Here is a 17,625-nt window from a genome sequence, read left to right as displayed (position 1 = left end):
GAGATTACTCGTTGATTTCAAACAATTCTTGTTCTTCTGCTGCTTCTTTTTGTTGCTCTTCACTAGTTGGCGCAGGAACTGCAGTAACCAAGTTACTGGCTACACGAATTTTTTGTTCAATGATGTCAGCAATATCTTTATGCTCTTTCATGAACTGCTTTGCGTTCTCACGGCCTTGTCCTAAACGCTCGCCTTCGTAGGAGTACCAAGCACCACTTTTATTAACGATGTCCAGCTCTGTACCAATGTCAATGATACTGCCTTCTCTCGAGATACCCTCGCCATACATGATATCCACTTCCGCTTGTTTAAACGGAGGTGCCACTTTGTTTTTAACAACTTTAATACGAGTACGGTTACCAATCATGTCATTGCCTGATTTGATACTCTCAATACGACGCACATCCAGACGTACTGTGGAATAAAACTTCAGAGCACGACCACCAGGTGTTGTTTCCGGGTTACCAAACATAACGCCAACTTTCTCACGAAGCTGGTTAATGAAGATTGCGATTGTTTTGGATTTGCTGATTGCACCAGACAGTTTACGCAGCGCCTGAGACATCAAACGCGCTTGCAAACCAACGTGTGAATCACCCATTTCGCCTTCAATCTCTGCTTTTGGAACCAATGCGGCTACAGAGTCAATAACGACGATATCTACTGCACCACTGCGTACAAGAGCTTCTGCAATTTCCAGCCCTTGCTCACCCGTATCTGGCTGAGACAGAAGCAATTCATCAATATTAACACCAAGTTTGCTTGCATATTGTGGGTCAAGAGCATGCTCGGCATCGATAAATGCAGCTTGTCCACCCGCTCTTTGTACTTCAGCGATAGCATGCAATGCTACGGTTGTTTTACCAGAGGATTCAGGTCCATATATTTCAACAATACGGCCTTTAGGCAAGCCGCCTGTTCCTAATGCAATATCCAAAGCCAAGGAACCACTGGGAATAATTTCCACATTCATATGAGTGGACTCACCCAGTTTCATGATGGATCCTTTACCAAATTGCTTCTCTATTTGACGGAGCGCCATATCAAGCGCGGCACGACGGTCTGACAATAAGCTCACACCCTTTACTGTTTATAAGATAATGATACCTTGTTTTAACACGTTTGCCAAGCTTTTTTTCGAACATACATTCGTTTTTTTTGTAAAGGCCGAGGCGCCTCTTCCTCAAGGAAACTTTCCATTAAACAGAAAAAAGAACCGTAAACAAGGCTGTAAAGCCTAATTCTACGGTTCTTCCGTCTTCCTTAATTATACTTGCTTGGAACTGTAAATGCAATCGAAGCTATTAACTAATCAATCCATCGCCACAAGTTTTTGCCATAAGCGATAGAGAATCGCTTTGGCTGAACGAATGCGAACCGTCTCGCGATTACCATTAATACGCAGCTCATGAATTTCCGTCTCTTTTCCACGTTCAGCAAGAGCGATGAAGACAAGTCCGGGTGGTTTGCGTTCCGAATATCCCGGTCCAGCTACACCGGTAACAGCCAAGCCAAAATCAGCATCACCAATCATGCGGACCTGCTCAGCAAGCACTTTTGCAACCTCAGGACTTACCGCCCCAGGCGCATCTTCACCTTCCAGATAATCATGAGGCACATTCAGCAGCTTTTCTTTAATTTCATTGGAGTAACAAACAATTCCACCTTTGAGCATTGATGCGCTTCCGGGTACAGAGGTCAGACTTTGCATGACAAGCCCTCCTGTACAGCTCTCAGCAGCGCTGAGCGTCAGCCCCATGTCAGACATCATGGTTACAATCGTGTACTCTATAGGCACATCCTCGTTCGCGTAGAGATGTTCTGTCAAACGCTCCCGAATCTGAACCTCCATCGCATCCAGCTTCAGCTTCGCCTCTCCCTCACTCGCAGCCTTTGTGGAGACACGTACCGTAACTTCGCCTTCGCTCGCGTAAGGAGCAATCGTAGGGTCTGTCTGCGCGTCAATCAGATCCAGAAGTCGATCTTCAAGAGCAGATTCACCAATACCTGCGAATTTGAGCATTCGGGAATAGATCGGCATCTCTTCTGTGAGTACATGCTGGAACAGCCAAGGTTTGACTTCCTGTTCAAACATTGGAATCAACTCTTTAGGTGGTCCAGGCATCACAACATAATATTTGTCATTGTCAGAAATCGCATTTCCTGCCGCAAGGCCCGTTTCATTGGCCAGAGGTGTTCCGCCATCAATAACGATCGCCTGACGTCGGTTATTCTCTGTCATATCCACATTACGATCTCTGAAAAAGCTCTCAATTTTGTCCATTGCCATTCGATCTGTATGCAGTTTCCGGTTAAGAACAGCTGCGAGCGCATCCTTGGTCAGATCATCTTGGGTAGGTCCGATGCCACCGGAAAATAAAATAACGTCTGCACGGCTCTGCGCAATGCGAATAGCTTCACTAAGTCGGTTCAGGTTATCCCCAACCACCGTTTGGAAATATACATCGATCCCCATCGCAGCCAACTCACGGGATAGGTATCTGGCATTGGTATTGACGATTTGTCCAAGCAGTAGCTCTGTGCCAACTGCAATGATTTCTGCCTTCATTGAGCATCCTCCTGTACACGTGGTGAGTGATCAAAGGGCAATAGGATAATTTCCTATTGCCCCTGACCCAATGCTTCCTTCATGATTACCCATTTAAGAACAAACCATTATGCTTTTGTTAAATGAAGCAGGTTTTTGTTTTTGATAAAGTAATCGATACCCGACCAGATGGTAATAAGCGCTGCTGCCCATACCGCGATAATATCGACGTGAATACCCGTGTATGAAAACGGGAAATTGTTCAACAGCAACAGCACAATCGCCACAATCTGCACTACAGTCTTCAGCTTGCCCCAAGCACTGGCGGCAACAACCGAACCATCCAGCAATGCAATTTGACGCAAGCCGGTAACTGCAAATTCACGACTAATAATCACAACTGCAATCCAGGAATCCAGCTTGCCCATCTCCACAAGCGAGATCAAAACTGCAGTAACCAGCAGCTTGTCTGCGAGTGGATCGAGCAGTTTCCCCAGATTGGTAACCATGTTATTTTTCCGCGCAAGGTATCCGTCAATTCCATCTGTGCTTGCGGCGATGATAAAAATAACAGCAGCAATCAGTTGATTATACGGAAGCGACAAGCTTCCAAGCTGCAACGGCTCTGGATAAAATGGAAAATCCACGAGCAGGAACACCATCAAAAAAGGGATTAAGCAAATTCGTGCAAGCGTAATCCGGTTGGGTAAATTCACAAGACGCCCTCCCTCATATCCTCCATTATCCCAAACAATCATCATAATCCCGTTATCATCATCCGGAACATGAAATGTACAGTTTCAATGTCAATCCATATTAACATGATCCCACTATGTAGAAACGCAAAAAATAAAGTCAACCGCTCAAAAGCAAAACGCTTTAAACGTTCCGGTGACTTCCAGAAGATGTACTGCTTTTCACAAAGTCAGCAAACGATGAGGACTGGACTTGATGCTTGACTGCCAGCAATGCACACTTAGTATAATATACGCCCAATACCGTGTCAAAAAACACTTTTGCTACAAAAAGGCCTTATTACTTGAAATTTGTATATTGCAAATCCAGAGGCAGGTTAGCACCATTTAGCAACTGCATGACAGCTTGCAAATCATTTTTACTCTTACCAGTTACCCGAAGTTGATCTCCCTGAATCTGACTCTTCACCTTCATCTTGGAATCCCGAATCAGGATATTGATTTTCTTGGCGATGTCCTGATCAATCCCCTGTTTAAAATTCAAACGCTGGCGGACTGTACCAGAAGACGCTGGCTCTACCTTTGCGTAATCAATGTTTTTCAATGGTAGACCACGCTTCGCCATTTTGGATTGAAGCACGTCAATGACAGCCTTGAGTTTGGTCTCATCATCAGATACGATCGTTAACGCATCCTTATCCAGTTTCAGGCTGCTCTTGCTGCCCTTGAAGTCATAACGAGCGCCAATTTCTTTCTCGGTTTGTGTAACGGCATTTGTCAGTTCTTGCAAGTCCATTTTGGACACGATATCAAATGAATTTTCTGAGCTCAAACCAGTCACCCTTTCAGTTAATCGTATGTTCTGTAACATTATAGAGGATACCTTAAGCAAAAGTCTAATTTCAAGCTGTTTTACACAAAGAAAAAAGCATTTTTGGCTTCCACTTCAAGTGGTTGCCAAAAATGCTTGCTGTTCCAGCTTCCAACCTAATAGCGGCTGCGGTTGGGCTGTCTGAACATATCGAGCACACCCAAAAGTACATGTGCAAGTCCAAAACCCAATATTCCGTAACCCCAAGCACTTGGAGTCAGGTAATAACCCAGGAGGCTGACAATGATCCCTAAACCTGTTACGATCCAGCTGACTGTCACAGCCATCCACCTCACTTCACCAAAAGTTAACTGCAAGTTAAGACACGATTATTGTCTCCTGCAGTTGACCCGGTTATTCGCTACCCGTGGTACCTCCTGTACCGTCCGTTGATCCATTTTCGACACCTGTGGAAGTAGTACTACTACTGTCTTCACCAAGCTTCAAACGAATCCGATTGGTCGCCTTGCCATCCGTTACAACTTGCCCGCCAACTTCAATCGTGGTCGCTGCAGCGTAACCAGACTTAATATACATGCCTACACTATCCAACTCAAAGGTATAGCTGTCACCTTCGGCTGTGTTACCATACTCCAACTTCTCTCCACTGGAGTTTTCGCCTTTATACACTTCCAGCCAGCTATTACCTGTTGCTTTGATCGTAACCGTTACAGGTTGCCCTGCACTACCGTTAACTTTAAAGTTCGTAATATTCCCTGATTTACCATCTTCTGCCACAGTCACATTAGACGGTGAATTGTCAGTTGGTTTTTCCTCAGTTTCATCCGTCTGTCCATCCGTTTGGCCATCAGTTTGACCGTCCGTCTGTCCTTCAGTGTCTGTACCGCCACCATTACCCCCAGCGTCGCCCTCACCAGTCCCGTCAGTACCTGAATCTGTCGCAGGCGGATTAGATGCCTGTCCGTTGTCGGCAGGTGGATCCGGTTTATCCTCAGGCTGTTGTTGACTGTCTGTAATTTTGACTGAATCAAGCCCCGGATTATCTGATTCATCACCATTGTTATACACCACGTATACATACAACAGTACTACGATCAAAACAGGGAATGTCCACATCAACGCGACAGACATCCACCGATTACTACGCTCAACCGGACGGCTGGAACGCTTCTGAATAACCGGTTCCATCGTTGCTTCCGTCTCTTCTGCGGGTACGTCTTTTTTGTGTCCCTCCAGCAGCTCATCAGGGTTCAGTCCCACGGTCTCCGCATAGGTTTTGATGAAAGCACGCACATAGAAGCTACCCGGCAGCACTTTGTAGTCTCCTGCTTCTATGGCCTCCAGATACCTCTTGCGAATTTTTGTCATTTCCTGTACATCGTCAAGACTCATCCCTTTTTGCAGCCGGGCCTCCCTTAACTGCTGACCCAGTTCAGACATGCCATCTCCTCCTTATGTTTATCTCTTGAGTTGTTGCTAATCTATTTCATGATTCCGTACGGTTCCTTACAATTCGTCGGTGTAGCTAGCCGTAAACGTATCATAAATAATTTCTTCATTCGGATTGTTGCGAAGTTCAATAATAATATCAAAATCATTAAAATCATATTCGGATTCCTGCACAAAAATATCCGGATGTTCAATAACTTTGGTGCTAGGCATGGACATAATATCCTGCAACAAATTGTAATGCCGCTCACTGGAACGAATCGTGCTTACAATTCCGTCAATGATGAAGACATTGTTCGGGTTCAATTCGTCTTCGGACATTTGACTCCTTATCGTCTGACGAAGAAGTGTGGAGGAAACAAACGTCCATCGCTTCATTGCACATACGCTGCCCGCAATAATTGACTCCGTTTTGCCGACACGAGGCATTCCGCGCAAACCGATGACCTGATTGCCTTCCCTCTTAAATACTTCACCCAAAAAGTCCACAAGTAACCCAAGTTCATCTCGTGTAAAACGAAATGTCTTGCGATCATCCGAGTCACGGTCAATGTATCTGCCATGACGCACGGCCAGAATATCCACCAATTTAGGTTGCCGCAAAGCCGATACGGTGATGCTGTTTACTTTGCCAAGCATTTCACCAAGCAAACGGATTTTTTCATCATCATCCGATTCAAGCAGCATGCCTCGAGTTTTGCCTTCAACACCGTTAATGGTCAATATATTCACTTCAAGCATCCCCAGCATAGAGGCAATATCGCCTAACAAACCGGGTCTGTTCTTATGTATTTTATATTCCATATACCATTGTTTAGATTCCATTTCAACACCCCGTAATGCATTATTCCACATTATTCGACAGCAACAGAACGTGTCCACTGGACAACAATCTGAGACATCTTCTACAAATGGGTCACGTTAATGATATATAAAATGAAAATGAATTACAAGAACAGCTCTGTAATCCGTTTGTAATCATTAGAGAAAAGCCCCCTTGCGGGAGCTCTTCATCTGTAATCTTATGCGTTTTGTTTGGCCAATTTGACCATCAGGCACGCAATCGTACGACGCTCATCTGCATCGCCGACATCCCATAACTCTTTCAATGCCCGGTTGGAATGGTTCGCCGGATCGACTTTCTCATCAAGGAAGTCGCCGATTTCATACGCAAGTTTGTTGATGGTTTCTTCACTCATCCCCATCTTCTCTGCTTGCAGTACGCGGTCACCCAGGAACTTCTTCCATGTGTCAAAACTGGAGAGCACTGTTTTTTCTGTTGACATGATAAATCCTCCTTAGATGACGCATGAGATTTAAAATCAACAGTTGTAATATGTGCTTTCGAGACATTTTATATACGAGCATTTTGAAAATAATCCGGAAGACGGTCGCTTCTCAAGCAACCTTCACCTGTTTCGTTCACAGCCAGACAAGTTTTCTTGCTTTTTTACGTTAACCAACCGCCATTTGGACTGATGATCTGCCCATTGATATAACCCGATTCAGGGAGGGCCAGAAAATAAACCAGTGATGAGATTTCATCAGGTTGAGCAAGTCTTCCTGCCGGAATTTCCTCTTCCAGCATCCTCAGTTCACTCTGATCCAGATGGTTCAGCATGGATGTCTGAACGGCGCCAGGAGCAACGGCATTTACGGTTACTCCGGAAGGTGCGAGTTCTTTCGCAAGCGCTTTGGTGAATGCATTCACCCCACCCTTGGTTGTGGAATACAGCACCTCACAAGAAGCACCAGACAGTCCCCAAATCGACGATACATTAATGATTCGGCCATACCTTTGGGAGATCATGTGAGGCATCATTTCCTGTGTACACATAAACGTGCCTTTGAGGTTAATCGCCATCACTTCATCCCAGATCTCCTCTGTAACATCAGCCAACATCCCATAGTGCGAGATTCCTGCATTGTTCACAAGAATATCAGGCATGAGATTATGCGACTCGAGCTTCTCACGCATGCGCTCAATCTGATCCCGGCTGCGAAGATCCGCAGACACGGTCATGATTTTTCCACTGCCCTGTTCCATGCACCGTCTGGCGGCTTCATTCGCTGCTTCATGCGATTTCATATAGTGTATAACAACATTCATTCCCACTCTGGCGAAGCGTTCTGCGATAGCCGCTCCAATACCACCGCTTGCACCAGTTACCAGTACAGTCATTTCCCCGATTGCCTTCAATTGTCCTGTTCCCCTCTCCATATCAAGGACTCACGACTAGCGATACAGCCAGTTGATCCCAGCGAATATGCTCTCTCAGTCTGAGATTTACATCTTCCAGTGTAATCGATTCATAGAGCGGGAGCATATTGAAAAAATCACCGCCACGGAATTGCTGACGTGTAAATTCATGCGCAATGTTCTCCGGAGAATTGAGCATACGCAAATATCCGCCTATTTTCTTTTTGCGTGCACGTTCAAAATCCGTGGATTCGAACCCTTTTTCTACAATGGCATCCACTTCTTCACGTATACGCGCGAGCAGTTGATCCGGGTCTTTTGTATCACCACCAATGGCTGAAAACGCATATTGCGGCGAACTGTTATACTCATGTCCAAAGCTATCCGAGATCAGATCTTCATCGTAGAGCTTCTGAAATAATCGTGTGCTTGAGCCAAACAAAAGATCCATCATAAGCTGCGTTGTCATATCTCGCCGTAACAATTGTTCCCCGGTAAGTCCAACGTCCGTCTCCTTGAATCCAAACAGACATTTGGGCAGTGAAACAGCCAGTTTCGCTTCCCGTCTGGCTTCTCCTACCTGCTCAGGCTCCGGTTCGAAGAAACGTTGAATGCTCCCCTGTGGCTTATAATCCTTCTGCTCCTGGTTCGATCGAACCATATCAATGACTTCTTGTGGATTTACACCACCCACCACAAACAAGAGCATATTACTCGGGTGATAGAAGGTGTTATAACACTCATACAACATCTCTTTGGTAATCGTACGGATGGATTCCACCGTTCCTGCAATATCGATATGCACCGGATGTTTCTGATACATGGCTTCGATCAATCCAAAATAAACACGCCAATCCGGATTATCAGCATACATGTCAATTTCCTGTCCAATAATGCCTTTTTCCTTTTCCACATTTTGATCCGTGAAGTAAGGATTTTGCACAAAGTTGACTAATGTTTGTATATTTTCATTCACATATTCAGTCGCTGAAAACAAATAAACCGTCTGATCAAAGCTCGTAAACGCATTAGCTGAGGCACCGTGAGACGCAAATGTTGCAAAAATATCGCCTGTTGGTTCTTCAAACATTTTATGCTCCAGGAAATGAGCAATTCCATCCGGAACCTTCACTTCTTCCTGCCCTTCAACCTGAAAATGATTATCCACCGATCCATACTTGGTTGCAAACGTGGCATACGTTTTCTGGAACCCCGGTTTAGGCAAAATATAGACATGCAGTCCGTTATCCATTACTTCGTAATATAGTGTCTCCTGCAAATGCTCATACCGAATGCTCTCCACCGATTATTCCTCCTTCTCGTCCCGCAAGAAATAAATCGTATCCAGACGGAATTGTTCTGCCGCCTCACGTACATCTTCCTTGCTAATATGTTCTACCTGAGCCAACAGTTCTTCAGCCGTTCTTTCTTTGCCAGACAACTGTCGATTGAAGTCATAAGCGATCATCTCAAAAGCAGAATCCTGCATTTCCTTGAGCAGGTTACGGATCATTGCTTTGGTCTGGGACATTTCCAGATCACTGATTGTACCGCTTTTCATTTCTTCCAGCTGCTGCTTGATGATGGTGACAGCCTTCTCATAATTAGGGATTTCAATCCCGGATTGAATCGTTGCAATGCCCTTATGTCCGTCATAACGCGAAGAAGCGTAATACGCCAGGCTTTCTTTTTCACGAACATTGACAAACAGTTTGGAATGAGGATAACCACCGAGAATCCCGTTGTACATTAGTGCTGCGGCATACTGAGGATCTCCATAAGTGATAGATGTACGGAGTCCCATATTGAGTTTTCCCTGACTCACATTCAGTCGCTCAACAACGGTCTCCACTTCCTTATCTCCTCGAACCGCTGCCTGTGTCTGGTAATCGGAGGAGGACGTTCGATCAACATTGAAATGACGCTGAACAAGGTCCTCGACCTCCTCCAGTGTCGTATCCCCTACCACGTACAGATCCATACTCGCCTGCTGCAGCCACTCGTGATAAGACGCAGTCAGTGTGTCGGGCTCAATCCCAGGCAGATCCTTTCGCTCACCCAGTGGATGAAGACGGTACGGCTCATTCTTGCACATTTCCTCGATACTGCGTTCAGCGGCATAGCGCATTTTATCGTTCACGATGGACTCCAGCTTTTTACGAACAGTCTCTCGCTCTGCTTGTACATAAGACGTCCTGAAATGTCCATTCTCCTGTGCAGGTCGTGTAAGAACCTCTCCAAGGAAGGCAAATGAACGATCGAGTAGCTGCTCATCCCCTCCAACAAAGGAATCATTAATCGTATCCATTCGGAACTGTACAATCTGGTAATCCCCGCGTTTATAAACGTCAAAACCAAAACCTGCTCCATACAGATGCTCCAGTTGTTCACGAAATTGCGTTGTTTCCGGATAGGACTCCGTGCCGCGTCGTAGAACAAAAGGTGTCAGCGCTACTTTGGTTACTGTATCTTCCCGTAAGGGAACTCCTGCATATAACGATATAGCAAACGTTTTAAAACGTTTAGTCGGAAGCACATGTATACGAAACTCTCTCTTGCTACCTCGTTCGAATCCTGATGTATTCAAATGTTAAAACCCCTTTACGGCGTCATTTATCATGCAATCATATTAAGCTAAACGTAACAACCATTTTAACCCATTCAAAAGGCAAGAAGCAACCGAAGTCACGCCTTCTGGTTGCTTCCAACATCATCACATACAAAAGATATGCTGTCCGATTGTTTTCACTTGTGGACGGGTCCAGATCCATTTGGATGTTGCTGTCTTCGGGTTAAAATAATAGAGACATCCACCGGACGGATCCCATCCATTCAGGGCCTGCTCAACTGCCTTTTTGGCTTGTGCGTTTGGTTCCAGATAGATCTGTCCGTCCGCTACAGCCGTAAATGCACCTGGTTGAAAAATTACACCAGAAGGTGTACTTGGAAAGCTTGGTGAATTTACGCGATTCAGAATTACTGCTGCTACTGCGACTTGACCTTCAAACGGTTCACCCCGGGCTTCACCATATACAGCGTTAGCCATAATCTTGAGTTCATTCTCTGAGAGACCAAGGGCATTGGCAGATCCCATATTGTCTTGCTCTTTATTTGCCGTATTGTTGCTGCCTCCACCCCCACCTGAGGATTCCTTGTGTAGCGGCGGCTCTGTTGGCGACCATTTGGTTGACGCATTGTACAGCTTGAGCTTGGTCTCAGCTCCAACCACACCATCTGCCTTCATGCCAAACTCGGATTGAAACCATTTAACGGATTTCAGTGTGCTGCTGCCAAAATTACTGTCGATTTTACCATTGTAAAATCCCAGGTACTTCAGACGCCCCTGAAGCTCATATACATCCTGACCGTAACTTCCATATTTCACTGTATTGCTGCTAAACGTAGGCAAGGCCTTTTCTTCTACCTGCGGTGTACGCTCGGCTGAAATTTCAGTTGCTGTATTCCCAGGAAGCAAATAACGAATTCCCAATGCGGATATCAGCAAAATAGCAGTGAAAAGCCATAGGTTCATTTTTCGCATCGACTGTGCTCTACCTTTCTCTTGTGGGATTAACAGAATCGCTAAGGTTATTATGACAAGCCTGCTTGTTTCCTATGCACCAAAACATCCGATCTTTGGAGTAGATGGCAAAACTTCAGTCTGCTGAGCAAGCAAAAAGCCCTCAACCAATACGGTTGAGGGCTTAAACGATTCGTTGAAACCATGTTACATGTTACACTACGAGCTTATTTTATTCTGCTGATACTGTTCAAGTGAAACCAGTACTTCCCTTGGTTTGCTACCCTCGTAAGGACCAATAACGCCCCGGGTTTCCATGGAGTCAATCAAACGTGCGGCACGGGTGTATCCTACTCGCATTCGACGTTGTAGCAGAGAAACAGACGCTTGCTTGGCCTCCAGAATAATCTGTACTGCCTTTTCGTATAACTCGTCCTGTACTTCATCTTCAGCCTGGATAGTGTCGTCCACCTCAGGTACAAGGGACTCATCATACTGCGCTTCACCTTGACCACGTACGTAGTTTACAATATTCTCGACTTCTTCATCGCTCATAAATGCCCCTTGTACACGAACCGGTTTTGATGCGCCCATTGGCATGAACAACATGTCTCCACGACCCAACAGTTTCTCAGCCCCACCCATATCCAGAATCGTTCGGGAATCGACTTGGGAGGATACGCCGAAGGCAATCCGCGATGGAATGTTAGCCTTGATTACCCCGGTAATAACGTCAACAGAAGGACGTTGTGTGGCAATAATCAGATGGATTCCTGCTGCACGAGCCATCTGAGCGAGTCGTGCAATGGCATCCTCCACATCTCCGGCTGCAACCATCATCAGATCTGCAAGCTCATCCACAATGACAACGATATAAGGCAGAACAGCCGCAGGATTATCTTTCATCAGATTATTGTAACCCTCGACGTTACGTGTGCCTGATTTGGAGAACAGTTCATATCGTTTCTCCATCTCAACCACGATCTTTTTGAGAGCAAGTGACGCTCTCTTAGGATCAGTTACTACCGGTGCCAGCAAATGGGGAATCCCGTTATATACGTTCAACTCAACCATCTTGGGATCGACCATCAGGAACTTCACTTCATCCGGCTTGGCTTTGTACAATATGCTGGTAATAATTCCGTTAATACACACCGACTTACCAGAACCTGTAGCACCCGCAACCAACAAATGGGGCATACGAGCCAAGTTACCAATAATCGTCTGTCCCGAGATATCTCGGCCAAATGCAATGGTCACTTTGGATTCTGCATCCTGGAACGTTGCTGTCTCCATTACTTCCCGCATCGTTACAACCGATACTTCACCATTAGGTACTTCAATACCAATCGCAGACTTTCCGGGAATCGGTGCTTCCATCCGAATATCTTTTGCCGCCAGAGCCAACGCGATATCATCAGTTAGGCTGACAATTCTGCTGACCTTAACACCAATATCAGGCTGAATTTCATACCTTGTAACGGCAGGGCCCCGGACCACTTCAAGCACTTTGGCGCGAACACCGAAACTCTCCAGTGTAGCTTCCAGCTTGCGTGCTGTCTGCATATAATCCTTCTGGTCACCCGCCTTGCCCCCATTGTTTGGCTTGGCAAGGAGACGGAATGATGGTAGCTTGTACGGCTTAGGAGGTGGCGGTGGTGGTTTCACCGGTTGTGTGTCCTGCCCTTCAGGAGTTGGAGTATCTGTTCCCTGCATTGCATCATTAGGTACTTCTTCTCCACTCTGAATCTCATCCACAGCATTCATCCCGTTTGTACCCGCATCGGATGCAGACCACTCCGTCTCTACCAGTTCATCCGTTATTTTAATGGCATGCTCGCCCTGTTGTACTACATTTGGATCGGCCAGATTATCCGGGAAAGGATAAGCATCGTCCAGATCATCTTCAATGCTTGCCTCTTCTGTTCTGACGTGCTCGAAAAAGTCTCGAATGATCGGCGCTGAGTTAGGTTTAGCCTGAACAGGAACACGTGATGAAGCTGATTTGTTCGCTACGTCTTCGGTTGCATCCTGCCACGCCTCTAGATTGTGATCTTGTTCGGCGCGGTATAAAATCTGTTCTGTTTCTGCCGAATCGACCTCATCCATTTCACGTCCTGATGTCGCCTGGTCCCGTTTAGCTCCCCATTTTCCGAAAAGTTGGAAGAATATGGGCGAGTTTCGTTTTGGCAGATGCTGTTCCTCTAATTCATCCTCATACTCGTCTTCGTCATCTTCAACAGGAACAGGCACCACTTTACGAGCGTTACCTTTCTTCCTTCCATCAGATGCTGAAGCAGAACGTGCAGACGGTCTCGACTCCAGCTTTTTGTACATCGAACTCCCAGCATCCCAAATCTTTGTACGGAATATTCGAATCAAATCCACATAAGATAGACTCGTAATCAGCATAAAACTGATGATAAACATGACAATCATGATGAGTCTCGCCCCAAGGCTGCCGAACAGCCACAGGAAAAGAGCAAATTGCCCAGCTCCGAGATAACCACCGCTGATGTCCTTGTTAAGCATGGAGTCCCTCTCACCTGGCGCAGCAGGGGTTAGCAACTCGGTTTGCATATCATTATGTACCTGCGTAATCACAGCACCAGGCTCAAGCGCACCAACCGGAATGAGCTTCTGGTGCATTGCAGAAACAGTACTCATGAGAGTTAAAGCAAAGACCAGCAAAACAAGTCCTGTCTTGCGTGTGGTCCAGCCACTCGGCCATTTCCGGTGAATCATCACCATGAGACCATAATAAATACCAACAAGTGGAATCGCAAAATAAAACTTACCAAGCATCAGTCCGAACATCTTGGAAAGCGAACGTCCAACGGTGGCTTCACCCGATAATGCTATGACAGCAAGGGTAATAAGCACAATCCCGTAAATTTCATATTTTAAAACGCCACTAAAACCAGCGCCCTTTTTTTTCCTCTTTTTTCTTCTGGCCAAAATCAGGTCACCCCCAGAAGAATATTATACCATACAAATATAATCCGTACATATGTTCTTTTTCTGCTCAATTTGTCTGAATTCGTCGCGTTATGCTGATCCCAAGTTACCCGAAAGCGGAATGGTCGAACCGGGCATATTAGCAGGATTGAGATAGGCTTCAAGTGGACAATCCAGCAAACGTACAATAACGGCTTCATTGTCATTAACAGGTCTCACCTGCATTAACAAACCATTCATTTTGATCTCCTTTGTATCTTCGCCCTCTTTCCACATTCCCGACCAGAGTTGTTCCGGGGGCATCACTGTATATAATGTCATTGGGTATAACCTCCCGCTTGCAGAGTCTGTCTCTTGTCTCCTATGAGCTGATTTAACTGAGCAATAGCCTGTCCAATCCCGCCCACTGCATCCATTAATCCATGTTTCACTGCATCTGCGCTTCCTACAGCTGTACCAATATCCCGATTCAACTCACCAGTCTTAAACATTAGTTCTTTGAACATCTCTTCAGAGATATTCGAATGCGAAGTCACGAACCGAACAACCCTTTCCTGCATTTTCTCCATATACTCAAACGTTTGAGGTACACCAATGACAAGGCCGTTCATCCGAATCGGATGGATCGTCATCGTTGCACTTCCCGCAATCAGGGAATATGTTGAAGCTACAGCAATCGGTACTCCAATGCTATGCCCACCTCCAATGACCACAGTCACCGTAGGTTTGCTCAGAGAAGCAATCATCTCTGCAATGGCCAGACCCGCCTCTACATCTCCACCTACCGTGTTCAAAATGATCAGAATACCTTCAATGCGCTGATTCTGTTCTGCGGCCACCAGCTGTGGAATGATATGCTCATACTTTGTTGTTTTATTTTGTGGTGGCAAAATCAAATGCCCTTCGACCTGTCCAATAATGGTCATGCAGAAAATATTCGACTCACCTGCAGGCGACTGTGTCTGCCCAAATTGCTGAATAGTCTCTGTCACGGGAGAGATGGCCTTTTCCTCCTGAATCGGAATTTCCGGCGCTTCAACTTCCGGTTGATTGGATCTTGACGCCTGCTTGTCATTCATACGTTCATTCATTTCAATAATCCCCTTCTCCAGAAACATTTAATGTATTTCCTTAGTATGGGGATTTTTCCAACCGCCTTATACCCGCTAGCATCAAATTGCTTCACATATTGACGCTATTGCAGATCTTCCTGAAAACGCAAAAAAAGCCCCTTCTCTACGAGGAACCGTCCAATATTACTCGTAGAGAAGGGGCGACTGTGTGCCTGAATATATGTTTTTGTTTAACTTATTTTAAACTTCCATAATGATTGGCAAAATCATCGGTCTACGACGAGTTTGCTCATACAGGAAGCGTCCCAGTGCATCTTTAACATTTGTTTTGAGTGAAGCCCACTCGTTAACGTTCTCACTCATCAACTTCTGCAATGTGCTGCTAACGATCCGGTTGGCCTCATCCAATAGTCCTTCCGATTCGCGTACGTACACAAATCCGCGAGAGATGATGTCAGGACCGGAAACAATTTTTCCATCCTGTTTGCTCAGTGTTACCACAACAACAAGGATACCATCTTGTGACAACAATTTGCGGTCACGAAGTACAATGTTACCCACATCGCCTACACCCAAGCCATCGATCAACACATTACCTGCAGTAACTTTACCTGCTCTACGTGCTGCTCCACCTTGAATTTCAATCACTTCACCGATATCCGTGATGAAAATGTTCTCAGGTTCTACCCCTACAGATTCAGCAAGAACCGCGTGGCGACGCTGCATACGGAATTCACCGTGGATTGGCAAGAAGAATTTCGGTTTCATCAGGTTGAGCATCAGTTTCAGCTCTTCCTGGCTACCGTGACCAGATACGTGGACGCCACTGTTAGCACCGCTGTAATGCACGTTAGCACCCAGACGGAACAGTTCATCAATCGTACGGCCTACATATTTTTCATTACCTGGAACCGGAGTTGCTGCAATAATAACAGTGTCACCTGGCAGGATGTCCACTTTACGGTGTGTGGAACGAGCCATACGTGTCAGTGCTGACATTGGCTCTCCTTGACTTCCTGTGCAGAGAATCACGACACGATCAGCTGCCATCTTGCCTACTTCTTCAGGCTCAATGATCATGCCATCCGGAATCTCAAGATAACCCAGTTCTGAAGCAATACCAACCACGTTCACCATGCTGCGTCCGATAACTGCAACTTTACGTCCAGTCACTTCTGCTGCATTGATCACCTGTTGGATACGGTGTACGTTGGAAGCAAATGTCGCCACAACAACACGTTGACTTGCTTTACGGAAGATATCTTCCAGCACGATACCCACATTTTTCTCCGATGGTGTGAATCCAGGTTTCTCAGCGTTCGTACTGTCGGACAACAGCGCTAACACGCCATTTGTTCCGATCTGTGCCATACGCTGAAGATCTGCATATTGACCATTGACTGGAGTATGGTCGAATTTGAAGTCACCTGTGTGAACAACTGCACCTTCCGGTGTTTCGACACATACACCAACAGAATCGGGAATACTATGGTTAGTAGCGAAGAACGATGCTTTCAGAACAGATCCAAGTTGGATCTCGGAATCAGCATCAATCAGAATACGTTTTGTTTCACCCAGCAAATTCGCTTCTTTCAACTTGTTTTCTACAAGTCCAAGCGTAAGTCTTGTTCCGTATACAGGAACATTCAGATGTTTGAGAACATATGGCAGACCACCAATGTGATCCTCATGTCCGTGAGTAAGAATGATTCCTCTTACTTTGTCACGGTTCTCAGTCAGGTAAGAAATGTCAGGGATGACAATATCAATACCAAGCATATCTTCTTCCGGGAATTTAAGACCAGCATCTACGACTACAATGTCGTTGGCGTATTGGATGACGTACATGTTTTTACCAATCTCGCCTACGCCGCCCAAAGCAAAAATCATCAGTTTATCGTTATTATTTTTCTTAGACAAATGAATCTAAACCTCCTATGGTAGTTGGACGTCGTACCTTATTATTTATTGTAAGTTAAGAAAAGTAGTCCATACATCACATACCCACCTATCGGGATGAATGCAAAAGAACACCTTTATTCACGATATTTGGAAGAAGTTCTTCGAAGTTATTCCCTTTGACCAACAAGTTGGAGTTGAAATTCCCTCTTAGCCGTTCCTTCCTTTTTCACCGCAAAGCTACACCACGAAGCGATGTCGCTTTCAATTTCAAAAAAATACCGCACCCAGTCACTTGACATCATTATACATGATTAAAAACAAAAAAAACAAGTCACTCTCTCGTTAACCTGTAGGTTTCCCCTTAGCAGTGGAAAAGAAACCTCACATTACTCGTAAAAAAAAGAACCGCAGCCTCTAGGAAGAGGAGCGGTTCTTTTGCTGATCTGAA

At 45.5% G+C, this 17,625-nt stretch carries 16 protein-coding genes; all 16 read right to left on the bottom strand.

Annotated elements, in window-relative coordinates; genetic code table 11:
- Window positions 1–4 precede the first annotated feature (4 nt).
- The gene (gene recA, locus MHH92_RS11400) at window positions 5–1,069 is read right to left on the bottom strand and encodes a recombinase RecA (protein ID WP_036609261.1); all 1,065 of its coding nucleotides are present in this window, start codon (window positions 1,067–1,069) and stop codon (window positions 5–7) included.
- A gap of 243 nt (window positions 1,070–1,312) precedes the next feature.
- Complete coding sequence (locus MHH92_RS11395) at window positions 1,313–2,569, bottom strand: competence/damage-inducible protein A (protein WP_047842513.1); 1,257 nt, start codon at window positions 2,567–2,569, stop codon at window positions 1,313–1,315.
- Between the two features lie 107 nt (window positions 2,570–2,676).
- Window positions 2,677–3,264: a CDP-diacylglycerol--glycerol-3-phosphate 3-phosphatidyltransferase gene (pgsA, locus tag MHH92_RS11390; RefSeq protein WP_017689114.1), complete on the bottom strand. Its 588-nt coding sequence runs from the start codon at window positions 3,262–3,264 to the stop codon at window positions 2,677–2,679.
- A gap of 319 nt (window positions 3,265–3,583) precedes the next feature.
- On the bottom strand, window positions 3,584–4,075 hold the full coding sequence (locus tag MHH92_RS11385) for a YajQ family cyclic di-GMP-binding protein (protein WP_047842512.1): 492 nt from the start codon (window positions 4,073–4,075) through the stop codon (window positions 3,584–3,586).
- A gap of 155 nt (window positions 4,076–4,230) precedes the next feature.
- Complete coding sequence (locus MHH92_RS11380) at window positions 4,231–4,395, bottom strand: hypothetical protein (protein WP_167350848.1); 165 nt, start codon at window positions 4,393–4,395, stop codon at window positions 4,231–4,233.
- Window positions 4,396–4,468: 73 nt separating this feature from the next.
- A complete protein-coding gene (locus MHH92_RS11375) occupies window positions 4,469–5,515 on the bottom strand; it encodes a helix-turn-helix domain-containing protein (RefSeq protein WP_047842511.1) in 1,047 nt (348 codons plus the stop codon).
- 66 nt (window positions 5,516–5,581) lie between these two features.
- Complete coding sequence (locus MHH92_RS11370; RefSeq protein WP_047842510.1) at window positions 5,582–6,349, bottom strand: DUF3388 domain-containing protein; 768 nt, start codon at window positions 6,347–6,349, stop codon at window positions 5,582–5,584.
- Between the two features lie 197 nt (window positions 6,350–6,546).
- The gene (locus MHH92_RS11365) at window positions 6,547–6,810 is read right to left on the bottom strand and encodes a DUF3243 domain-containing protein (RefSeq protein ID WP_017689119.1); all 264 of its coding nucleotides are present in this window, start codon (window positions 6,808–6,810) and stop codon (window positions 6,547–6,549) included.
- A gap of 164 nt (window positions 6,811–6,974) precedes the next feature.
- The gene (gene ymfI / locus MHH92_RS11360) at window positions 6,975–7,745 is read right to left on the bottom strand and encodes an elongation factor P 5-aminopentanone reductase (RefSeq protein ID WP_047842509.1); all 771 of its coding nucleotides are present in this window, start codon (window positions 7,743–7,745) and stop codon (window positions 6,975–6,977) included.
- A 1-nt stretch (window position 7,746) separates the two neighbouring features.
- Window positions 7,747–9,027, bottom strand: coding sequence for an EF-P 5-aminopentanol modification-associated protein YfmH (gene yfmH / locus MHH92_RS11355; RefSeq protein ID WP_340903765.1), 1,281 nt, complete (start codon window positions 9,025–9,027; stop codon window positions 7,747–7,749).
- 3 nt (window positions 9,028–9,030) lie between these two features.
- Window positions 9,031–10,311, bottom strand: a complete 1,281-nt coding sequence (yfmF, locus tag MHH92_RS11350) for an EF-P 5-aminopentanol modification-associated protein YfmF (RefSeq protein ID WP_253507534.1) — start codon at window positions 10,309–10,311, stop codon at window positions 9,031–9,033.
- Between the two features lie 126 nt (window positions 10,312–10,437).
- On the bottom strand, window positions 10,438–11,265 hold the full coding sequence (sleB, locus tag MHH92_RS11345; RefSeq protein WP_253507532.1) for a spore cortex-lytic enzyme: 828 nt from the start codon (window positions 11,263–11,265) through the stop codon (window positions 10,438–10,440).
- A gap of 198 nt (window positions 11,266–11,463) precedes the next feature.
- Entirely contained in the window at window positions 11,464–14,202 is a 2,739-nt protein-coding gene (locus MHH92_RS11340; protein ID WP_253507529.1) for an FtsK/SpoIIIE family DNA translocase, read from the bottom strand.
- Window positions 14,203–14,292: 90 nt separating this feature from the next.
- Window positions 14,293–14,523: a YlzJ-like family protein gene (locus tag MHH92_RS11335; protein WP_036670404.1), complete on the bottom strand. Its 231-nt coding sequence runs from the start codon at window positions 14,521–14,523 to the stop codon at window positions 14,293–14,295.
- Window positions 14,520–15,281: a ClpP family protease gene (locus MHH92_RS11330; protein WP_036609439.1), complete on the bottom strand. Its 762-nt coding sequence runs from the start codon at window positions 15,279–15,281 to the stop codon at window positions 14,520–14,522. Before MHH92_RS11330 ends, MHH92_RS11335 begins: the two co-directional genes overlap by 4 nt.
- 234 nt (window positions 15,282–15,515) lie before the next feature.
- Window positions 15,516–17,195, bottom strand: coding sequence for a ribonuclease J (locus MHH92_RS11325; RefSeq protein WP_076208870.1), 1,680 nt, complete (start codon window positions 17,193–17,195; stop codon window positions 15,516–15,518).
- Window positions 17,196–17,625 lie beyond the last annotated feature (430 nt).

The organism is Paenibacillus sp. FSL M7-1414, from assembly GCF_038003195.1.
Taxonomy (GTDB): domain Bacteria; phylum Bacillota; class Bacilli; order Paenibacillales; family Paenibacillaceae; genus Paenibacillus; species Paenibacillus amylolyticus.
Note: the sequence above shows the minus strand (reverse complement) of the source record. Positions and strands in the feature narration are given on the sequence as shown.

Excerpts from the sequence above, each read along its gene's own strand:
- sleB (WP_253507532.1), bottom strand. The coding sequence starts at position 11,265 with ATGCGAAAAATGAACCTATGGCTTTTCACTGCTATTTTGCTGATATCC.
- MHH92_RS11395 (WP_047842513.1), bottom strand. The coding sequence starts at position 2,569 with ATGAAGGCAGAAATCATTGCAGTTGGCACAGAGCTACTGCTTGGACAA.
- MHH92_RS11365 (WP_017689119.1), bottom strand. The coding sequence starts at position 6,810 with ATGTCAACAGAAAAAACAGTGCTCTCCAGTTTTGACACATGGAAGAAG.
- MHH92_RS11375 (WP_047842511.1), bottom strand. The coding sequence starts at position 5,515 with ATGTCTGAACTGGGTCAGCAGTTAAGGGAGGCCCGGCTGCAAAAAGGG.
- MHH92_RS11370 (WP_047842510.1), bottom strand. The coding sequence starts at position 6,349 with ATGGAATCTAAACAATGGTATATGGAATATAAAATACATAAGAACAGA.
- MHH92_RS11335 (WP_036670404.1), bottom strand. The coding sequence starts at position 14,523 with ATGACATTATATACAGTGATGCCCCCGGAACAACTCTGGTCGGGAATG.
- MHH92_RS11330 (WP_036609439.1), bottom strand. The coding sequence starts at position 15,281 with ATGAATGACAAGCAGGCGTCAAGATCCAATCAACCGGAAGTTGAAGCG.
- ymfI (WP_047842509.1), bottom strand. The coding sequence starts at position 7,745 with ATGGAGAGGGGAACAGGACAATTGAAGGCAATCGGGGAAATGACTGTA.